Consider the following 17647-nt stretch of genomic DNA (forward strand, 5'->3'; position numbering starts at 1 on the left):
CTGCCTTTCTCGTCCGCATTCAAATTCGAGGCGAAGGGACTCTGCGATTTACCCAATTTTCGATCTGGGCCTTTCCTTTGGTAAATTCCTGATAAAATTGGTACTCCTCATAGGAAAGCGGGAGGACTTCTTCCAGGTGGTAGCTGACAGAGCGTTTGACTTCAGGATTGTTGGGGTGGTTCTGAAGAATCTGCTGGCTGCAAAAAATACTCACTTCACATTGCTGTCCCTCTGAGGTAATGGGAATCACGACTTGAAAACGCCCTTGGGTAACTTGGAATTTGTATACGAATTTTCCATTCCTCATGACATGGAAATGAAGAAGAGGGGCGATATCTTGGTTGCTTCCTTTGATAAGCAAAGCGTTCATCGGTCCATGGCTGGCTTCGATGGTCATTCGCAGGTTTTGGGGAGCCCATGAGTCCGAGTAGCGGTTGGATGCGATGATTTGGGGAGAGGGCCCGAAAGCATGATACGCTTTTAGTTTATTGAGAAACCAAAAGGCTCCTTGCTTGTAATGATTCTGCGTATAGTGATAGAGCCATTCATTTGAGATGGTGCCATGATGCTTCACGCTTGTTTTCAAAATTTCGGAAAACCCTGGCTCCAATTCATAGACAAACGTTTTGCATGCGTCATATAAGCGTGAGTTAGCCAAGAATTCCGGTATCGTTCCAATCGGATAATGCAGGGAAATCCGGTTCCACAAATCGTAATCCATGCACCAGTCGTGTTCTTCATTTACACCACCAACTGCTTCAAAGGCATGCTTTCGCAGGAAAGCAGCGGGTTGGCAGATGATGTTGAAATGAAACAATTTTTTTCTGTCAAACTCCACCCAAATGTACGGATATTTTACTTTGTCATCCTCATCAATGTGGAGCCCTTTACCGTATACCACGCCCCAATCGGGATTTTGCTGCAAGGCTGTCACAGCTTTTCGAATGGCACCGGGGAAATACGTATCATCTGAATTGAGCCAACCGATAATCTCGCCACGTGCCATTTGTAATCCTTTATTAATGGCATGGGATTGGCCGCGATCTGGTTCGGAAACGTAGCGGAAGCGGTCTGCCAGGTGGCTGTACTGCTGCAAAATATTCTGTGTACCGTCAGTGGAGGCGCCATCTACCACAATATGCTCAATATGGGGATAGTCCTGTGTCAGTACACTTTCGATTGTTCGTTTGATAAATTTTGCCTGATTGTACGAAGGGGTGATGACACTGACGAGAGGAAGGGATTGCATGGACATAAGAAGTTCCCTCCTGATTTTTTCTACTCATCCACTCGACGTTTTCAAGGGCTGATCTGTTGGCGTAGTACAGAGCGCCAGTAATTCAACAAATCTTCCATTGTTTGCTGGAAGGAGATCTCGGGCTCCCATCCCGTCTTTTCTCGGAACAGCGAAGAGTCTCCCAATACAATGTCCACATCAGAGGGGCGCAACCGATTGGTGTCTACATGTATTTCTACCTGCACATCAGTCAAGGCAAGTAGTGTCTTCAACATGTCCTCGATGGTGTAGCGAGTACCCGCGGAAATATTGTAGACATCGCCTGGTTCACCTCGGGTAATCGCCAACCAATACGCCTTGACAATATCCCGTACATCCGTGAAGTCTCGAATGGCCTCAAGATTGCCGACATGCACTTTTGGCTCTTGCAGACCAAGCTCAATCTGGGCAATTTGTTTGGCAAAATTGGAGGTCACATAGCTTTCGCCTCTTCGCGGACCTGTATGATGAAACGTACGTGTACGGATGATGGCCAGACCGTAACTATGGTGGTATTGGTATCCGAGATAATCCTGGGCGATTTTACTGACCGCGTATGGATTCAGAGGACGGAGGGGGTTGGTCTCCTTAATGGGGATTTCCTCCGGATAAACCAAACCATACTCCTCACTGGAGCATGCGATTTGAATTTTGCAAGCAACAGCATGGTTGCGTACCGCCTCGAACAAATGTAACTGTGGGACAATATTGTTCACCATCGTATCCGCAGGAGATGACAACGAGGTGGGGACGAAGCTTTGGGCAGCCAGGTGAAAAATGAGATCAGGCTTTATTCTCTGGATGAGTTCATTTACAGATTGGGGATCTTTTAATTCACAGTTTTCCATATGCACGCGGTCTATCAGGTTCCCCAGCTGCTCCTTTTTGGTAAGGGACCGGAATGTACCGTAAACATCTACATCTCCCCGCGACAGTAGATACTCAGCCAAGTGACTGCCGGCAAATCCCGTTACTCCGGTAATCAATGCCTTCATGAGTCGAATCCCCCCTGTCCATGATGCTCGTAGCGAAGGATGAACAGCTTAACATATTATGAATATGGAAAAACGTGAAAAATGGCACGGCGTACAGCTCGTTTCCAGAGGGAATTTTATGGGGATCAGGGCTCGGCATGCACCCATTTGCAGGTTGCATAGTCGAAAAACATGAAATCATCTGTGTTCGGGATAGCCTGTGAGCCAAAGAAGGGGATATAGGCTTTTGCGTGTCCTTGAAAATGCAAGGAATGAGCAGGAAGGTAGTCAGTCGTGCCCGTTATTTTGCAAAAAAGAGCACCAGCCTTTTGATAAATCTGCTTCTTCCCATCTTGACTGTCAGCCTGCGGGCAGGATGGAGCAAAAGGACAGTTGAGATTATGATCGAAAAAGCCGTTGGCGACTATACCATACGTAGCTTTACGGCGAAGCGCGTAATTGTGAAACAGGATAAACAACACCATGTCGGAAATGGGGACATCTCCGATTTCTTTTGCGAATTGAAGCAGAGTCTCGTAGTGAAGAGGGTCGCGAAAAAATTTGGTCGCGTAATCGCAAAATTGATTGAGTTTTTCCAGATCGCATACAGTCGTCCAGGTATACTCAAATGTAAAGTCATCGAACTCCTCGTTGTATCGCTTGCTGATATCGGTGAATAGCATGACGTCGGAGTCCAGATAACAGCAACGTTCTATCCCTTGATTCCTCATAAAATCGCGCAAAATAAACCAGCGTTGGAAGCAAAACAGATTGTATTCGTAGGTGTTGGAAGTGGAGTGCTTGTAAACATGAGAGAAAGCTTGGGCGCTTTGGTAGAAATGACTCAACAGGAAGTGCTCTGTATTTCCTGTAGAAAGATACTTGTTTTCTGGGCTCCCGATAAGAATGACACGAGAAGAAGGGTTGCTGTATTTCGCCTGTTGCATGCATAATCCTACATGCTCTTCAGCCGTTCTGTGAATAAACACGATGGGCAAACTCACAATTATACATCTCCTCTGTCTTACAAAATGCCTGCTAGGCTCCTATTGATAAACTCTATCCTAATATATTGTCCCGAGGAGGGCCTTGAAACCATGCAAATAGCCTGTTTTGCGGCCTGTTCATTGAATGACCAATCGTATCCGCAAAAAGATAAATAAGATATGAAAAGAGGGACGTTGTGAATGGAGGCATGGAGAGAATGGATCTGTTAAACCGATATGAAAGGCAAGTGTATTCTCAAAATGGAGAGGACGGCATCATTGAAGAAATATTTTCGCGAATCGGAACTACGAATCGCTATTGTGTAGAATTCGGGGTTGGCGATGGCTCGGAATGCTTGATAAAAAATCTCGTCACGCAGCATGGATGGAGCGGATTGGCGATGGAAGGCGACCTGAACAGCTGCAATAAAATGTCTGCGGATTATGCTGCCTATCCCCAGGTCATCATCAAGAATGAGTTAATCACGAGAGAAAATATTGCTGGTTTATTCGAAAAAAATGGTGTCCAAAAAGAATTTGATCTGCTCTCTATCGACATTGACGGCAATGACTACTGGGTATGGCAAGCTCTTTCTGCTTACACCCCGAGACTTGTCGTTATTGAGTACAATGCGGCTTTTCCGCCTCCACAAAAAATGGTGATCGTGTATCAACCGGATTTTAAATGGGGTGGCAATACCTACTATGGTGCCAGCTTGAGTTCCCTGGCCATTTTGGGAACCAGCTTGGGATATGCCTTGGTGGGGACAGATTCAAAGGGCGTCAACGCTTTTTTTGTAAGACGCGACTTACTTCTTCAATCCGGTTTCCCTGAATTAACACCAGAACAGGCTTATCATCCTCCTCGTTACGGATCAGTCGCGGGCGGACATCCTCCTCAGTCCGGTCCCTATTTGGAAATCTAGTCCTGACTAGAAATCGAGCAGCTGCAAGACAGCTTGCTTCAAGGTGAAGAGCTTTTCCTGGCTATCTTGACTACTCGTTCCTTTCACTCCTAAATAAATTTTGATTTTGGGCTCCGTGCCTGAGGGTCTGACACAAAACCACGCATGATCGTGGAAAAAGTATTTGATTGTATCCGAGGCTGGCAAGGTGAGCGGTGTGGTTGTACCTGTTTGACAATCCGTGCGGATTCCGCTGGCATAATCTTCGATGGCTAGGATGGGGTGGGAGGCGATTTGGGAAGGTGGCTGATTGCGCAGGGAAGACATCGTTGCCGATATTTTTTGCATGCCTTCTCCACCTTTGCATGTGAAAGAAATCAGCTCTTCTGCATAATGACCGTAACGGTCGAATAAGTCATTCAGTGTGTCAGCGAGGCTTTTGTGTTGTGATTTGCAATACGCGCACATGTCAGCAAGTAGCAAAGCGGTTTGTACGGCATCCTTATCCCGGACAAAATCACCGATTAAGTACCCGTAGCTTTCTTCGTACCCAAACTGGAAGACGTACGCTCCACTTTTTTTATAGGCTTCGATTTTTTCGCCAATATATTTGAAGCCTGTCAGGGTGTCTTCTGTCAATACACCGAAGTCTGCCGCGATGGCTCTACCCATTTCGGACGTGACGATTGTTTTCAAGACAAGGCCGTTTGTGGGGAGCTCCCCCTTTTTTTGTTTGGTTTCCAGCAGGTAATGAAGAAGCATGGCTCCCAACTGATTTCCTGTCAGGACGCTGTAGTCTCCTGCCTTATTTTTGACGAGCACGCCAAGGCGATCTCCATCAGGGTCCGTCCCCATGATCATGTCGGCATCCACCTGTTTGGCGCATGAAATCGCTACTCGAAAGGCCTCAGGCTCTTCGGGATTAGGCGAGTCTACCGTCGAAAAGTTAGGATCGGGGATAGCTTGCTCGAGAACAACACTCACTTGTGTATACCCGAACTGTTTCAATCCACGCGTGATCGAGTCATGGGTCGTGCCGTGCAGAGGAGTAAAGACGATTTTCACTTGCTCTCGGATCGCAGGAGATAAGTCTGGATGGACGCGCAATTGCTTTACTTTTTCCAAATACGCATGCAAGAGAGAATCGTCAATGTAGTGGAGCAGTCCATTCTTGTGCAGCTCTTGCTCATCTGCTGGAGTGATTTCGAGTTCATTTCCGGCATTAGCGATATGGTCCATCAGTCGTTCGGCTGTCGCGAGCGTAATTTGTCCCCCGTCTGCGCCATAAATTTTATAGCCGTTATATTCTGGCGGATTATGGCTTGCTGTAATGACAATGCCAGCACACGCACGATAGTAGCGCACGGCAAAGGAAAGCAGAGGGGTAGGAGTCAGCTGTTTGAATATACATGTAGTAATCCCGTACTGCCCGAGAACTTTGGCGGTTTCCTTGGCAAACATCTGTGAGTGTTTCCGTGAATCATAGGCAATGACGACTTTTTTGACGGCCAGATCCGGGTATGTTTCGAGTAAATAAAGAGCCAGCCCTGCGCTTGCTTTGCGAATCGTGTAAAGGTTGATGCGGTTTATTCCCGGCTCCATGACCCCGCGCATCCCTCCGGTTCCAAATGCAATCGGGGCAGAGAAGCAATCCGCAAGCTGCTTTTCATCAGCGTGCATGGCGGTTAACTGCTGACGAAGCTCTGAATCAAGGGATTCACACTCGTTCCAGCGTGTGTAGTGTGTGTACCAGTTTGCATTCATATAGAATTCACTCCCGCGTGTAGAGTACGACATCATTTATTAGGGTATTAAGAAAATAGTGAGGGAGATACTGCTTCACCATTACGATGGGCTTCCATTCTTGACCCAGTCAACCTCGTTAAACTGAACGTATGAGCATCGTCCGGCATAAGCTTAAGAGAAATTTATAGGAACAATCGGATTGCCCATTACGGCACAGCCTGAAGAGGGGGAGTAGAAACGGATGAAAACAGCTTTCCTTACAGGAATTACAGGTCAGGATGGAGCCTACCTGGCAAAATTTCTGCTGGAGAAGGGATACCATGTGGTGGGACTGGTTCCACGTCGGAGCACAGTGGACAGGTGGCGGCTGGAGTATTTGAACATCGCAGATCAGGTAGAGTACAAGGACGGCGATTTATTGGATGTCTCGTCGTTGACGCGTGCGCTGAAGGCATGTAAACCAGCGGAAGTGTATCATTTAGGTGCACAGAGCTTTGTCGGTTCGTCGTGGGAACAACCTATTTTGACCGCGCAAGTAACGGGAATGGGTGTCCTGCATGTTCTGGAGGCGATTCGGGAAACGGACCCTGCTATCAAAATGTATCAGGCTTCGTCAAGTGAGCTGTACGGATTAATCCAGGAGCCACAGCAATCGGAGCAAACGCCTTTTTACCCAAGAAGCCCATATGCAGTCTCCAAGCTGTTTGGCTACTGGATGACCAAAAACTATCGGGAAAGCTTTCAGATGTTTAGCACCAACGGCATTTTATTCAATCATGAATCGCCTTTGCGTGGGCTGGAATTCGTTACGAGGAAAGTGACGCATGCTGTTGCAAGGATTGCCGCCAACAAGCAAAAGGAACTGCGGCTGGGGAATATTCAGGCGAAGCGGGATTGGGGCTTTGCTGGAGATTTCGTAGAAGCGATGTGGCTGATGCTCCAGCAGGATAAGCCAGATGATTATGTCATCGCGACAGGAAAAACATCGACGGTGGAAGAGATGTGCAAAATCGCCTTCGATTATGTTGGGTTGAACTACTTGGATTACGTCGTGATCGACCCGGAATTGTATCGACCAGCAGAAGTGGACATTTTGTTGGGCAATCCGGAAAAAGCGAAAAGAGAGCTCGACTGGACACCGAGAACGAAGCTGGAAGAGCTCATTTACATGATGGTCGAAGCGGATATGCAGCGGGTTGCCAAACAATAAGAGAAAGGCTATTCAGGACACCCTATTTCCGATTCCGGGAGAAAAAGGGGTGTTTTTCTTTTATTTGATCATGAAGGTAGCCTGATTATCGAAAAGGACAACCTATTAATGTTTATGGGGTGACTCATTCATCGTGCGGATGGCTATTTTTGTCCCACTACTCATAGGTAAAATAGCAGAAAATTCAATATTAACTGTCATATCCTTGCGTTGGCACGCTAATTGCTTACTGTAGAAAAGTACAACCATTCTACTATTCACACTCAAAGGAGACTTGCTATGAACGTCGTTGCCAACGTATACCGGGGAGAACAGGTAGAGAGCTCACATCTTGGACATATCGCAGTTGTTGATTCGCAGGGGAGATTGCTCTATTCGTACGGGGACCCCCATCGCCTCACATATGCACGCTCCAGTATGAAACCGTTGCAGACGATTCCGGTAATCGAGACGGGGACGGCAGATCGGTATGGTTTTGAGCCGGCTGATCTCTCGCTCTGTTGCGCTTCTCACAGTGGAGAGCCACGCCATCGTACACGGGCGCTCTCGATGCTTGCGCGAGCAGGTCAGCCAGAAGCGGCATTGCAATGCGGGACACATGTGCCACGTCATGAGGAGAGCTACAAACAGCTGATCCGGGAGGGCAAGCCGCTCACACCCGTATTCTCGAATTGCTCCGGTAAGCATTCCGGCATGATTGCCACTGCGACACATATGGGGGAGGACGTGACTACCTATCATTTGCCTACGCATCCGGTGCAACAGCGAATTCTCGAAGTAATCGAGGACATAACAGGCTACCCCAAAGACAAAATCAACCTCGGGACAGATGGATGTGGGGTTCCCGTCCATCATTTGCCGCTCGCTCATTACGCGTGGGCCTTCGCCAAGCTGGCGAGACCAGAGGTGATTGAGAATCCCGAGCGACAAAAAGCTGTTCAGCGAATTACGGATGCCATGACCGCTTATCCCGAAATGGTCGGGGGCGAAAATAGATATTGCACAGACCTCATGTCAGCATTTAGCGGTCGCATCGTAGGGAAGGCAGGCGCAGAGACTGTGTATTGCTTGGGGGATAGAGAAACAGGATTGGGCATAGCCATCAAAATCGAGGATGGAGGACCACGAGCGATCAACCCGGTCGTCAATGAAGTGCTTCGTCAATTGGGAATCGGCATGGACGGTCCATTGGAAGCGCTCGCGGAATATACCAATCCGCCTATTACAAACATGAGTGGGAACGTTGTTGGACGGATCGAGACTTCCTTTCGTCTTGCCAAGACAGATTTTTCATTGCGTGTATAAATGGCATTCCCAGCGTGCCGTTTATTCATAAAGCATCAAAGGCTACATGCTGTTTAAAAAGAAAAGGGGGTCACATGCAATGAACATGCGAAAAGGATGGAAGCTGCTTAGTACCGCTGCACTTGTCACTGTTCTTGCCATTACGGGTTGTAGTCAGTCGGCAACGCCGACACAGCCAGGAGGGGGAGGGACAGCAGGTCAAGCGTCCACAGATTCAGGTGGACAAGCAAATGTCGCTGCAAAGCTCAAGCTCAATCTGAAGACCGAACCACCTTCACTCGATCCGCCAAAGGGCTTTGACAGTACTTCCAACGAGGTGTTGAACGCCACAATGGAAGGCCTGGTTCGACTGGACAAGGATCACAAGCCGCAAGCAGCCATGGCCGAGAAATGGGCGGTGAGTGAGGATGGAAAAACGTATACCTTTACCCTGCGCGATAGCAAATGGTCGAATGGTGAACCAGTGACAGCGCAGGACTTCGAGTTTGCGTTTAAGCGCATTGTCGATCCGAACAATGCATTCCCGTCTGCTTTTCTCGCCTATTACATCGATGGAGCAGAAGCGTTCAACAAAGGAACAGGAAATGCAGATGGCGTACAAGTAAAGGCCGTAGACGAGAAGACGTTTGAGGTAAAGCTGAAGGCGCCAACAGGTTATTTCCTCCACATCCTGACGCAGCCGACCTTCTTCCCAGTGAATAAAAAAGTCGTGGAGAGCAATCCGAAATGGGCGGAAGGCGCTGCAAGCATCGTGACGAATGGACCGTTCAAAATGGAAGATTGGGTTCATGACCAGACAGTGAAGCTGGTGAAAAACGATGGCTACTGGGACCGTGATTCGATCAAATATGCGGGAATCGAGTTTGTCATGGTCAACGATGAAAATACACAATTCCAAATGTACAAAACAGGTCAGCTCGACATGATCCAGACCGTTCCCAATGATATGAAGAAACAGTTGATCGATTCCGGAGAAGCAAAAGTGGAGACGGAAGCGTCCATCTACTACTACCGAATGAACACTACAATTCCTCCGTTCACGAACGCCAACATTCGGAAAGCATTTGCACTGGCCATCGATCGCAAAACCTTAATCGACAATGTCGTGCAAGGGAAGCAAACACCTGCCATGGCCCACGTTCCATTGGGCTTCCCGGAGCCAGACGGAGCGGATTTCCGCACAAAGGGCGGAGATTTCTTCAAGGATAACGATGCAGAGCAGGCAAAAGCATTGCTGAAAAAAGGGATGGAAGAAGAAGGCTGGACAACCCTGCCGCCTGTCACCATGACCTATAACACCAGTGATGCACATAAGGCCATCGCGCAAGTTTTGCAGGAAATGTACAAGAAAAACCTTGGGGTAGATGTGAAGCTGGAAAACAAAGAGTGGAAAGTATTCCTCGCAGAGCAGCGTGCTCGCACTCTCCAATTCTCCCGCTCGACGATCCCTGCCGACTACGGAGACCCGGTCAATTACGTGGAGCTGTTCGTGACTGACCATCCTGGGAATCGTATCAATTACAGCAACAAAGAGTATGACGCACTGGTCGAGAAGATTCGCAACACTGCCGACGAACCCGAGCGCTTCAAGCTCATGCATGACGCGGAGAAAATTTTTATGGATGATATGCCACTCGTACCTATCTATTTCGGGACAAAAGTATTTATGGAGCAGCCAAACATAAAAGGAATTATTCGCCATCCAGTCGGTACGATTGACTACAAATGGGTAGAAATCGGTAATAAGTAGTAAGTAAAATAAGCGAAGACAAGAGCGAATATTCGAAACGTTCTTGTCTTCACTTTACATCTTGGAGCGGCTGAAATGGACAAAAAATCGATCATATTTATTGCGAGAATGGATGAGTTTCTACAGTCTGTCGTTAGTCAATACCATGAATTGGGAATCGGCGATGATATCCATGTCGAGGCGATGCGAGTAGACCAGCTTCCGTTACGCCCGATCACGCCTGGTGCTCTCGTCATTGTATCCACCAAAAGGATCGTCCCCCTTGTACAACCGTATATGCCGAAAGAATCCAGCATCATCATTGCCAAGCGAATGCTGCCGTATCATAATTTACGCGGCATGCTGGAAATTCCGAAAGGCGTGAAAGTGCTTCTCGTCAGTGACACCAAGGAAACTGCTGAAGAAAATGTGGAATTGCTGCGTGCTTCAGGGATGGATTTTGAGCTGTATCCCTATTATCCAGGTGCTGACTATCCACCTGACATCGAAATTGCGGTTACGCCAGGAGAGGCAGAGCATGTCCCCACGCACATTCGTAAAGTTGTCGATATTGGGTATCGGATCATCGATTTATCTACATGGCTTGCCATCTACTCTCATTTTAAAAACGGTAATTTTCAAAAGGTGACCGCACGCGCTATGCAATCGTTGGTCGATATCACCAAAGAGCTGAACAACGAGATTCAGCATGCGCATCTGTTAAGCAAATATTTGGAGGCCATCGTCAATGGAATCGAGGACGCAGTGATTGCCATGGATGAAAAAGAAAACATCCGTTTTGTCAATCAGAAAGCAATCGATACGTTGCAGATGGAAGGGAATGAAGTCGTCGGTGAGAAGGCGTCCAATTGCTTGCCCGCGAGTTTTTATCAGTTGATCCGGCAGTGTGAAGAGAACAAGGATGTTTTGGTAGATTGGGCGAACAAGACCTACTTTTTCCGCAAAATGCACATCGTCATGGAAGGCAGCTTTCTGGGGAGTCTGCTCTTGTTTCGTCAGGCGGCAGAAATTGAAAAGCTAGAGCATGATTACCGCATGCGCCTTTACAGCAAAGGATTGATAGCCAAATACCAGTTTGATGATTTTTATGGGGAGAGTGCCCCTGTACAAAAAGTCATTCAGATTGCCCGCAAAATCGCCAGAAGCAACTCCACCGTGCTGTTGTTGGGAGAGACAGGGACAGGGAAGGAATTGCTCGCCCAGGCTATCCATAATGCTTCGCCACGCAGAAGAGAGCCATTTGTTGGGGTCAACTTCGCTGCTATATCGGAATCTCTTTTGGAAAGCGAGCTATTCGGCTATGAAGAAGGGGCTTTTACCGGAGCGCGTAAAGGTGGACATATCGGCTGGTTTGAATTGGCCCACAAAGGGACCATTTTTCTTGATGAGATCGGGGATGCCAGCACCGCTATTCAAAACCGACTGCTGCGTGTATTGCAAGAACGTCAGATTATGCGCGTAGGAGGGAGCAAGATCATTCCGACAGATATTCGCGTCATCGCCGCAACGAATCAAGACTTGCAGCGGATGATTGCGGAAGGAGCCTTCCGTGCTGATTTGTATTATCGCCTGAATATCTTGCCAATTCATTTGCCGCCGCTACGGAACAGACGGGAGGATATCCCGTGGTTGGCCCAACAATTTATAAAGAAATATTCCTATGATTTGCGCCGCCCGCCGTTTACGTTGACCAATGAAGCGATGCGAGCGCTCCATGAGTACGATTGGCCTGGAAATATTCGCGAGCTTGAAAATGTGATCGAGTATTTAGCACATGTCGTGGAGGAGGAAGCGTATCCGTATCATTTGCCGTTTCTGCGGGAAATACCGGAAGCGCCGTTGCCTGTAGATGGTCTACACAATGAATGTGAAAGCATCGTTACTGAATATAAAAAGCGAGGATTTCTAAATGAAATCACCGCTATTTTGCAGGAGCTGAGACAAGGAAGCGGTGGGCGCTATACGCTACTTGCGCAGTTGCAAGAACAAGGTCACTCGGTTACGTTGCAACAGCTGCGCTATCGCCTGAAGCTTTTGCAGCAGGATGAGCTGATTCAAGTGGGAAAAGGAAGACAAGGAAGTCAGATTTCCTCGAAAGGTGAATCGTTTCTTGCCTATTTACATCGGATGAAAGCAGGGGAACGTATATGAGCGATTACTGGAGGCAGCAAGCGCTTCTGCAAAGAGAGCAGTACCTGGATGATTTGAAATCCTTTCTTTCCATTAACAGCATCGAAGACATGACGACGGCAAAAGAAGGAAAGCCATTTGGTGAAGGTGTTGCCGCGGCGCTTGAAGCCATGCTCGGACGCGGTGAGCTGGATGGCTTCCAGATCAAAAACCTGGATGGTTACGCTGGGACAATCGAGTTCGGCGACGGGAAAGAAGAGATCGGTGTGCTCGTTCATATCGATGTTGTCACTGTGGGAGAAGGCTGGACGACCCCGCCTTTTGAACCGAGCATTCGCGACGGTCGTATCTATGCGCGGGGAGCGATTGACGACAAAGGCCCAGCGATGGCTGCGTACTATGCGCTGAAGCTGGTCAAGGATTCAGGCTTGCCACTAACCAAACGTGTTCGCATGATCATCGGAACGGATGAAGAGAGCGGCTGGCTGTGCATGAAGCATTTTGCCCAGCATGATCGCATCCCACCGATTGGCTTCTCACCTGATTCCTCCTTCCCGATGACACATGCCGAGAAGGGACAGATCAATCCGACATTGACGATTCCCGTGATGGAAGCAATCGAACGAAATGGAGCATGGCAGTTAGCGTCGTTTGTCTCCGGTGATCAAGGCAACAGTGTACCCGAAAAAGCAGTCGCTCTAGTACGACTGGACTCCGAGGCACGGCAGGAGGTCGTCCTTTCCCGATTGGCGGAAGAATGGGAGATGTTTCTGAATGAAAAGCACACAACTGGTCGTATGGAGCTGGTAGGGCTGGGGCAGCTGCAATTCACGCTCGCAGGAAAGCCAGCACATGGGATGGCGCCATTCCAAGGCGTGAATGCGGGAACCTTGTTGGCTACTTTTTTACGAGCGTACCCGTTTGGTGGCTCCTGTTTGTCCTTTCTTACGATGTTGGCTGATGTTTTGCATGAAGATTATTTTGCTCACCATCTCCATATGGCTTGCGAGGATGAAGTGTCAGGCAAACTGACGGTCAACGCGGGGATTTTACATTACGATTCCAGCGAAGGGGGGACAGTTCGGCTCAATATCCGCTATCCGGCGACCATTTCCTGTGAAGAATACGTTGAAAAATTGAAGCAAAGGACTGCTGAGCTGGGCTGGACGCTTTCCGCTCTGCGGACATCCAAGTCGCATTTTGTACCCAAAGAGCATCCTGTGATCCAAACCTTGTCGCGCGTGTACGAGGAGCACACGGGAGAGCCAGCGACCCTTCTTTCCTCAGGAGGAGCCACTTACGCCAAAATCATGCCGCATGGTGTTGCTTTCGGTCCGCTCTTTCCGGGGAAGGAATCTATGGCCCATCTCGCTGATGAATATGCCGAGATTGACGACCTGCTGCGTGCCATGGCGATTTACGCGCATGCCATTTACGAGTTGGCTAAGTAAACGAGGAGGACTTCCATGTCAAACTATCTGGTAAAACGTATTTTGATGATGTTCGTCACCCTGTGGATTATCGTGACGCTGACGTTTGCCTTGATGCATGCCATTCCGGGGAACCCGTTTGCCTCCGAGTCGGATCAGTTGCCCGAGCAAATTCTCAATAATTTACGTGCCAAATACAACCTGGACGAGCCGTTGCCTGTTCAATACATTTTATATCTGAAAAATCTGTTAATGCTCGACTTGGGCCCATCCATCAAGTCAGACTCTCGTGGAGTCAATGACATGATTTCCGATGGTTTTGCTGCATCAGCCTGGTTGGGTGCACAAGCGATCGGGGTCGCAATCCTTTTCGGCATTACATTGGGCATTATCGCAGCGCTTAATCGCAACAAATGGCTGGATTACGTTGCCATGGCGCTTGCCGTATTGGGGGTAGCGATTCCGAGCTTTATTATGGCACCGCTTCTGATCAATTTTTTCGCGATCAAGCTACCGCTCTTTCCCGTTGCGACATGGGGTACCTGGATGCATACGATACTGCCTTCGCTGGCGCTTGCCTTTGGTCCAGTTGCGGTCATTACCCGCTACATGCGTGCCAGCATGATTGAAGTCATGAACCAGAACTACATTCGAACAGCAGAAGCAAAGGGGATTCCGATGTTTATCATCGTCGTCAGACATGGAATTCGCAATGCGATTCTGCCAGTTGTCACCTTTCTAGGACCATTGATTGCCAGTTTGATAACAGGAACCTTTGTCGTGGAGAAAATCTTTGCGATTCCCGGCATTGGCAAGTATTTCGTAGACGGCATTTTCAACCGTGACTATCCGGTCATCTTAGGTACGACGATTTTTTACAGTGCGATTCTGATTTTTACCATTTTCCTGATTGATATCGCATACACCCTGATTGACCCGCGGATCAAGCTGACCAACAAGGAGAGATAAACTGTGGCGATGGAGCACAAAGTAGACCCGATATTTCGTCCGTTGGCGAAAAATACGCAGGCGAATGTCATTGCACGACCCAGTCTCAGCAATGGACAGCAGGTCATTCGGAAGCTACTGAAAAACAAGCTGGCTATGCTCGGGCTGTTCATTATTCTCGCTTTGGTTGGCATGGCGATCATTGGCCCGAATCTCGTGCCGTATAGTTATTCCGACCAGAGTTTGCTGACCAAAAATCAGGAAATCTCAGCAGAGCATTGGTTCGGTACGGACGAGCTGGGGCGTGACATGTTTGCCCGTACGTGGTATGGGGCGAGGATTTCTTTGACGATTGGCATTGTCGCGGCATTGATCGACCTGGTCATCGGGGTGACTGTCGGGGGCATTGCAGGCTATATGGCCGGACGAGGCAAACGAGGGGATCGCATCGATACCATCATCATGCGCATTATCGAGGTTTTGTATGGGCTGCCGTATTTGCTGGTCGTCATTTTGCTCATGGTGGTGATGGAGCCGGGAATGTTGACGATTATTATTGCCCTGTCTGCTACGGGTTGGGTTGGCATGGCGCGGTTGGTGCGCGGACAAATCCTGCAATTGAAAAATCAAGAGTTCATTCTGGCTGCCCAAGTACTGGGAGCAAAGTTTTCACGAATTTTGTTCAAGCATTTGATTCCCAACACATTTGGGGTCATTATCGTCAATTTGACCTTTACGATTCCATCGGCGATTTTTGCGGAATCGTTTCTTAGCTTTCTTGGACTCGGTGTACAAGCTCCCGTCGCCAGTTGGGGGACGATGACAAACGATGGCTTGGGCGTTATTTTGACGGGCGATTGGTGGCGACTGTTTTTCCCGGCATTGATGATCTCGCTGACGATGTTCGCCTTCAACGTATTCGGCGACGGTTTGCAGGATGCGCTTGATCCGCGTCTACGTGATTAGAGACGACAGGGGGAATGAGGATGAATCAGCATTTGCTGACAATCGATGACTTGCGGGTGAATTTCAAGACGTATGGCGGAGAGGTTCAGGCCGTGCGGGGCGTGTCCTTTTACGTGGACAAAGGGGAGACGGTTGCCATCGTAGGGGAGAGTGGATGTGGCAAGAGCGTTACGGCTCAAGCGATCATGGGATTAATCCCGCATCCACCTGGAAAAATCGTCGGGGGAAGGGTTGTATTTGAAGGAGCCGAAATCAGCCACCTGCCCAAAAAAGAGCTGCTGGGTATTCGCGGAACGCAGATCGGCATGGTCTTCCAAGACCCGATGACAGCGCTCAATCCGACAATGAAGGTAGGGACACAAATCGTAGAGGGGTTTGTTCGCAGTCACCAAGTATCGAGAGAGGAAGCGCGAAAGCGATCGATCGAGATGCTTTCCCTCGTAGGAATTCCCGATCCGGAAAAGCGAATCGATCAGTACCCGCATCAATTCAGCGGAGGGATGCGTCAGCGTGTGGTCATTGCGATTGCCCTTGCTTGCCAACCCAAGCTAGTGATTGCGGATGAGCCGACGACAGCGCTGGATGTGACGATTCAGGCGCAGATTTTGGATTTGCTCAAGCGACTGCAAGAGGAACAGGCGTTATCGGTGGTGATTATTACCCATGATTTGGGAGTCGTAGCCGAGATTGCTCATCGCATGGTTGTCATGTATGCGGGGATGGTGGTTGAGACTGGGACGGTTGAGGATGTTTTTGCAAATCCTCGTCACCCGTATACATGGGGACTAATGCGCTCGCTCCCTCGTCTGGATGAAGGCGAAAAGCAACGGCTGATTCCCATCGAAGGCAGTCCGCCGGATTTATTTCATCCGCCAGTCGGCTGTCCGTTTGCTGCCCGTTGTGATTTTGCGATGGAGATATGCGAACAACAGATGCCTGTGACGGACGAATTCGGTCGTGGACATCAGGCTGCTTGCTGGCTTCACGATCCACGGGCACCGCGAATAGAGGAGCTCGTGGCAGCGGGGAGGCAGGGAGTATGACAGAAGCGTTGCTTGATGTTCGCGATTTGAAGAAGTATTTTTCGCTTGGAACGGGATTTGATTTGAAAGCAGTCGATGGTGTCTCGTTTACGATCAACAGAGGGGAGACATTCGGTCTGGTCGGCGAAAGTGGCTGCGGGAAGTCTACGCTAGGCAGGACGATTATTCGCCTGTATGACCATACAGATGGCGAAGTGCTGTTCAAAGGGAAGAACGTTCATCAGCTTCGGGGAAAAGAAGTGGGGCAGTTCAATCGGGATGCCCAGATGATTTTCCAAGACCCGCAAGCAAGTCTGAACCCGCGTATGACCGTAGAGGATATCATTGCAGAGGGCTTGGACATCCACCATTTGAACCGCGGGATGAGACGAGAGCGTGTGGCGGAGCTGCTCCATCTAGTGGGCTTGCATAAGGATCATGCGCAGCGTTTTCCGCATGAATTCAGTGGGGGACAGCGCCAACGGATCGGAATCGCGCGTGCGTTGGCAGTGGAACCGGAATTTATCATTGCTGATGAGCCGATTTCCGCACTCGACGTCTCGATTCAAGCGCAAGTCGTCAATTTATTGGAGGATTTGCAGCATGATCGTGGATTGACCTATTTGTTCATCGCGCATGATCTGTCCATGGTCAAACATATTTCCAACCGGATTGGCGTCATGTATTTGGGCAAAATGGTCGAGCTGGCATCGAGCTATGAGCTGTACGCTCGTCCGTTGCACCCCTATACGCAGGCTTTGCTCTCTTCTGTGCCAGTGCCGGACCCGACGGTAAAGCGAGAGCGTATCGTTTTGCAGGGAGATTTGCCGAGTCCAGCGAACAAGCCGAGTGGCTGCGGATTTCGCACACGCTGCCCACTCGTTCAACCTCGTTGTGCGGAAGAAGTACCGAGGTGGCAGGAGGCACAACCCGGGCATTGGGTGGCATGCCATTTGATAGAGTCGTAAGAGAGGAAGAAGGGCTGTTCCCGATCGATGG

14 protein-coding genes are annotated in these 17647 nt (G+C 49.1%); 10 read left to right on the plus strand and 4 right to left on the minus strand.

Annotation, left to right across the window (positions count from 1 at the left end):
• Nucleotides 1-19 precede the first annotated feature (19 nt).
• The 3 genes from BBR47_RS09085 to BBR47_RS09095 form a co-directional block, all read right to left on the minus strand.
• Nucleotides 20-1255, minus strand: coding sequence for a glycosyltransferase family 2 protein (locus tag BBR47_RS09085; protein ID WP_012685473.1), 1236 nt, complete (start codon nt 1253-1255; stop codon nt 20-22).
• Nucleotides 1256-1299: 44 nt separating this feature from the next.
• Nucleotides 1300-2271, minus strand: a complete 972-nt coding sequence (locus BBR47_RS09090) for a GDP-mannose 4,6-dehydratase (RefSeq protein WP_012685474.1) — start codon at nt 2269-2271, stop codon at nt 1300-1302.
• A gap of 125 nt (nt 2272-2396) precedes the next feature.
• Nucleotides 2397-3254, minus strand: a complete 858-nt coding sequence (locus BBR47_RS09095) for a hypothetical protein (RefSeq protein WP_012685475.1) — start codon at nt 3252-3254, stop codon at nt 2397-2399.
• A 200-nt stretch (nt 3255-3454) separates the two neighbouring features.
• Between BBR47_RS09095 and BBR47_RS09100 the strand changes: the two genes are divergently transcribed.
• Nucleotides 3455-4162, plus strand: a complete 708-nt coding sequence (locus BBR47_RS09100) for a hypothetical protein (RefSeq protein ID WP_012685476.1) — start codon at nt 3455-3457, stop codon at nt 4160-4162.
• Between the two features lie 6 nt (nt 4163-4168).
• Here the strand turns inward: BBR47_RS09100 and BBR47_RS09105 are convergent, their stop codons facing one another.
• Nucleotides 4169-5905 (minus strand): phospho-sugar mutase, encoded by a 1737-nt coding sequence (locus tag BBR47_RS09105; RefSeq protein WP_012685477.1) that lies wholly within the window; start codon nt 5903-5905, stop codon nt 4169-4171.
• 223 nt (nt 5906-6128) lie between these two features.
• Between BBR47_RS09105 and BBR47_RS09110 the strand changes: the two genes are divergently transcribed.
• The 9 genes from BBR47_RS09110 (at nt 6129) to BBR47_RS09150 (ending at nt 17616) form a co-directional block, all read left to right on the plus strand.
• Nucleotides 6129-7097, plus strand: a complete 969-nt coding sequence (locus BBR47_RS09110) for a GDP-mannose 4,6-dehydratase (RefSeq protein WP_012685478.1) — start codon at nt 6129-6131, stop codon at nt 7095-7097.
• 279 nt (nt 7098-7376) lie between these two features.
• Nucleotides 7377-8402, plus strand: coding sequence for an asparaginase (locus tag BBR47_RS09115; RefSeq protein ID WP_012685480.1), 1026 nt, complete (start codon nt 7377-7379; stop codon nt 8400-8402).
• A 79-nt stretch (nt 8403-8481) separates the two neighbouring features.
• Nucleotides 8482-10152 carry a peptide ABC transporter substrate-binding protein gene (locus BBR47_RS09120; protein ID WP_012685481.1) on the plus strand — a complete coding sequence of 557 codons (1671 nt, stop codon included), beginning with the start codon at nt 8482-8484 and terminating at the stop codon, nt 10150-10152.
• Nucleotides 10153-10227: 75 nt separating this feature from the next.
• On the plus strand, nt 10228-12303 hold the full coding sequence (locus tag BBR47_RS09125; protein WP_012685482.1) for a sigma-54 interaction domain-containing protein: 2076 nt from the start codon (nt 10228-10230) through the stop codon (nt 12301-12303).
• Nucleotides 12300-13733, plus strand: coding sequence for a dipeptidase PepV (gene pepV / locus BBR47_RS09130; RefSeq protein ID WP_012685483.1), 1434 nt, complete (start codon nt 12300-12302; stop codon nt 13731-13733). The genes BBR47_RS09125 and pepV overlap by 4 nt, the downstream gene beginning before the upstream one ends.
• 15 nt (nt 13734-13748) lie before the next feature.
• Nucleotides 13749-14681 carry an ABC transporter permease gene (locus tag BBR47_RS09135; RefSeq protein ID WP_012685484.1) on the plus strand — a complete coding sequence of 311 codons (933 nt, stop codon included), beginning with the start codon at nt 13749-13751 and terminating at the stop codon, nt 14679-14681.
• Between the two features lie 9 nt (nt 14682-14690).
• Nucleotides 14691-15626 carry an ABC transporter permease gene (locus BBR47_RS09140; RefSeq protein WP_012685485.1) on the plus strand — a complete coding sequence of 312 codons (936 nt, stop codon included), beginning with the start codon at nt 14691-14693 and terminating at the stop codon, nt 15624-15626.
• 20 nt (nt 15627-15646) lie between these two features.
• Nucleotides 15647-16669, plus strand: coding sequence for an ABC transporter ATP-binding protein (locus tag BBR47_RS09145; RefSeq protein WP_041749334.1), 1023 nt, complete (start codon nt 15647-15649; stop codon nt 16667-16669).
• A complete protein-coding gene (locus BBR47_RS09150) occupies nt 16666-17616 on the plus strand; it encodes an ABC transporter ATP-binding protein (protein ID WP_012685487.1) in 951 nt (316 codons plus the stop codon). Before BBR47_RS09145 ends, BBR47_RS09150 begins: the two co-directional genes overlap by 4 nt.
• Nucleotides 17617-17647 lie beyond the last annotated feature (31 nt).

Source organism: Brevibacillus brevis NBRC 100599, from assembly GCF_000010165.1.
Classification (GTDB): Bacteria; Bacillota; Bacilli; order Brevibacillales; family Brevibacillaceae; genus Brevibacillus; species Brevibacillus brevis_D.

Bases quoted from the DNA above. Each gene is read 5' to 3' on its own strand.
- BBR47_RS09085 (WP_012685473.1), bottom strand. From the start codon at position 1,255: ATGTCCATGCAATCCCTTCCTCTCGTCAGTGTCATCACCCCTTCGTAC.
- BBR47_RS09090 (WP_012685474.1), bottom strand. From the start codon at position 2,271: ATGAAGGCATTGATTACCGGAGTAACGGGATTTGCCGGCAGTCACTTG.
- BBR47_RS09100 (WP_012685476.1), top strand. From the start codon at position 3,455: ATGGATCTGTTAAACCGATATGAAAGGCAAGTGTATTCTCAAAATGGA.
- BBR47_RS09105 (WP_012685477.1), bottom strand. From the start codon at position 5,905: ATGAATGCAAACTGGTACACACACTACACACGCTGGAACGAGTGTGAA.
- BBR47_RS09110 (WP_012685478.1), top strand. From the start codon at position 6,129: ATGAAAACAGCTTTCCTTACAGGAATTACAGGTCAGGATGGAGCCTAC.
- BBR47_RS09115 (WP_012685480.1), top strand. From the start codon at position 7,377: ATGAACGTCGTTGCCAACGTATACCGGGGAGAACAGGTAGAGAGCTCA.
- BBR47_RS09120 (WP_012685481.1), top strand. From the start codon at position 8,482: ATGAACATGCGAAAAGGATGGAAGCTGCTTAGTACCGCTGCACTTGTC.
- BBR47_RS09125 (WP_012685482.1), top strand. From the start codon at position 10,228: ATGGACAAAAAATCGATCATATTTATTGCGAGAATGGATGAGTTTCTA.
- pepV (WP_012685483.1), top strand. From the start codon at position 12,300: ATGAGCGATTACTGGAGGCAGCAAGCGCTTCTGCAAAGAGAGCAGTAC.
- BBR47_RS09135 (WP_012685484.1), top strand. From the start codon at position 13,749: ATGTCAAACTATCTGGTAAAACGTATTTTGATGATGTTCGTCACCCTG.
- BBR47_RS09140 (WP_012685485.1), top strand. From the start codon at position 14,691: ATGGAGCACAAAGTAGACCCGATATTTCGTCCGTTGGCGAAAAATACG.
- BBR47_RS09145 (WP_041749334.1), top strand. From the start codon at position 15,647: ATGAATCAGCATTTGCTGACAATCGATGACTTGCGGGTGAATTTCAAG.
- BBR47_RS09150 (WP_012685487.1), top strand. From the start codon at position 16,666: ATGACAGAAGCGTTGCTTGATGTTCGCGATTTGAAGAAGTATTTTTCG.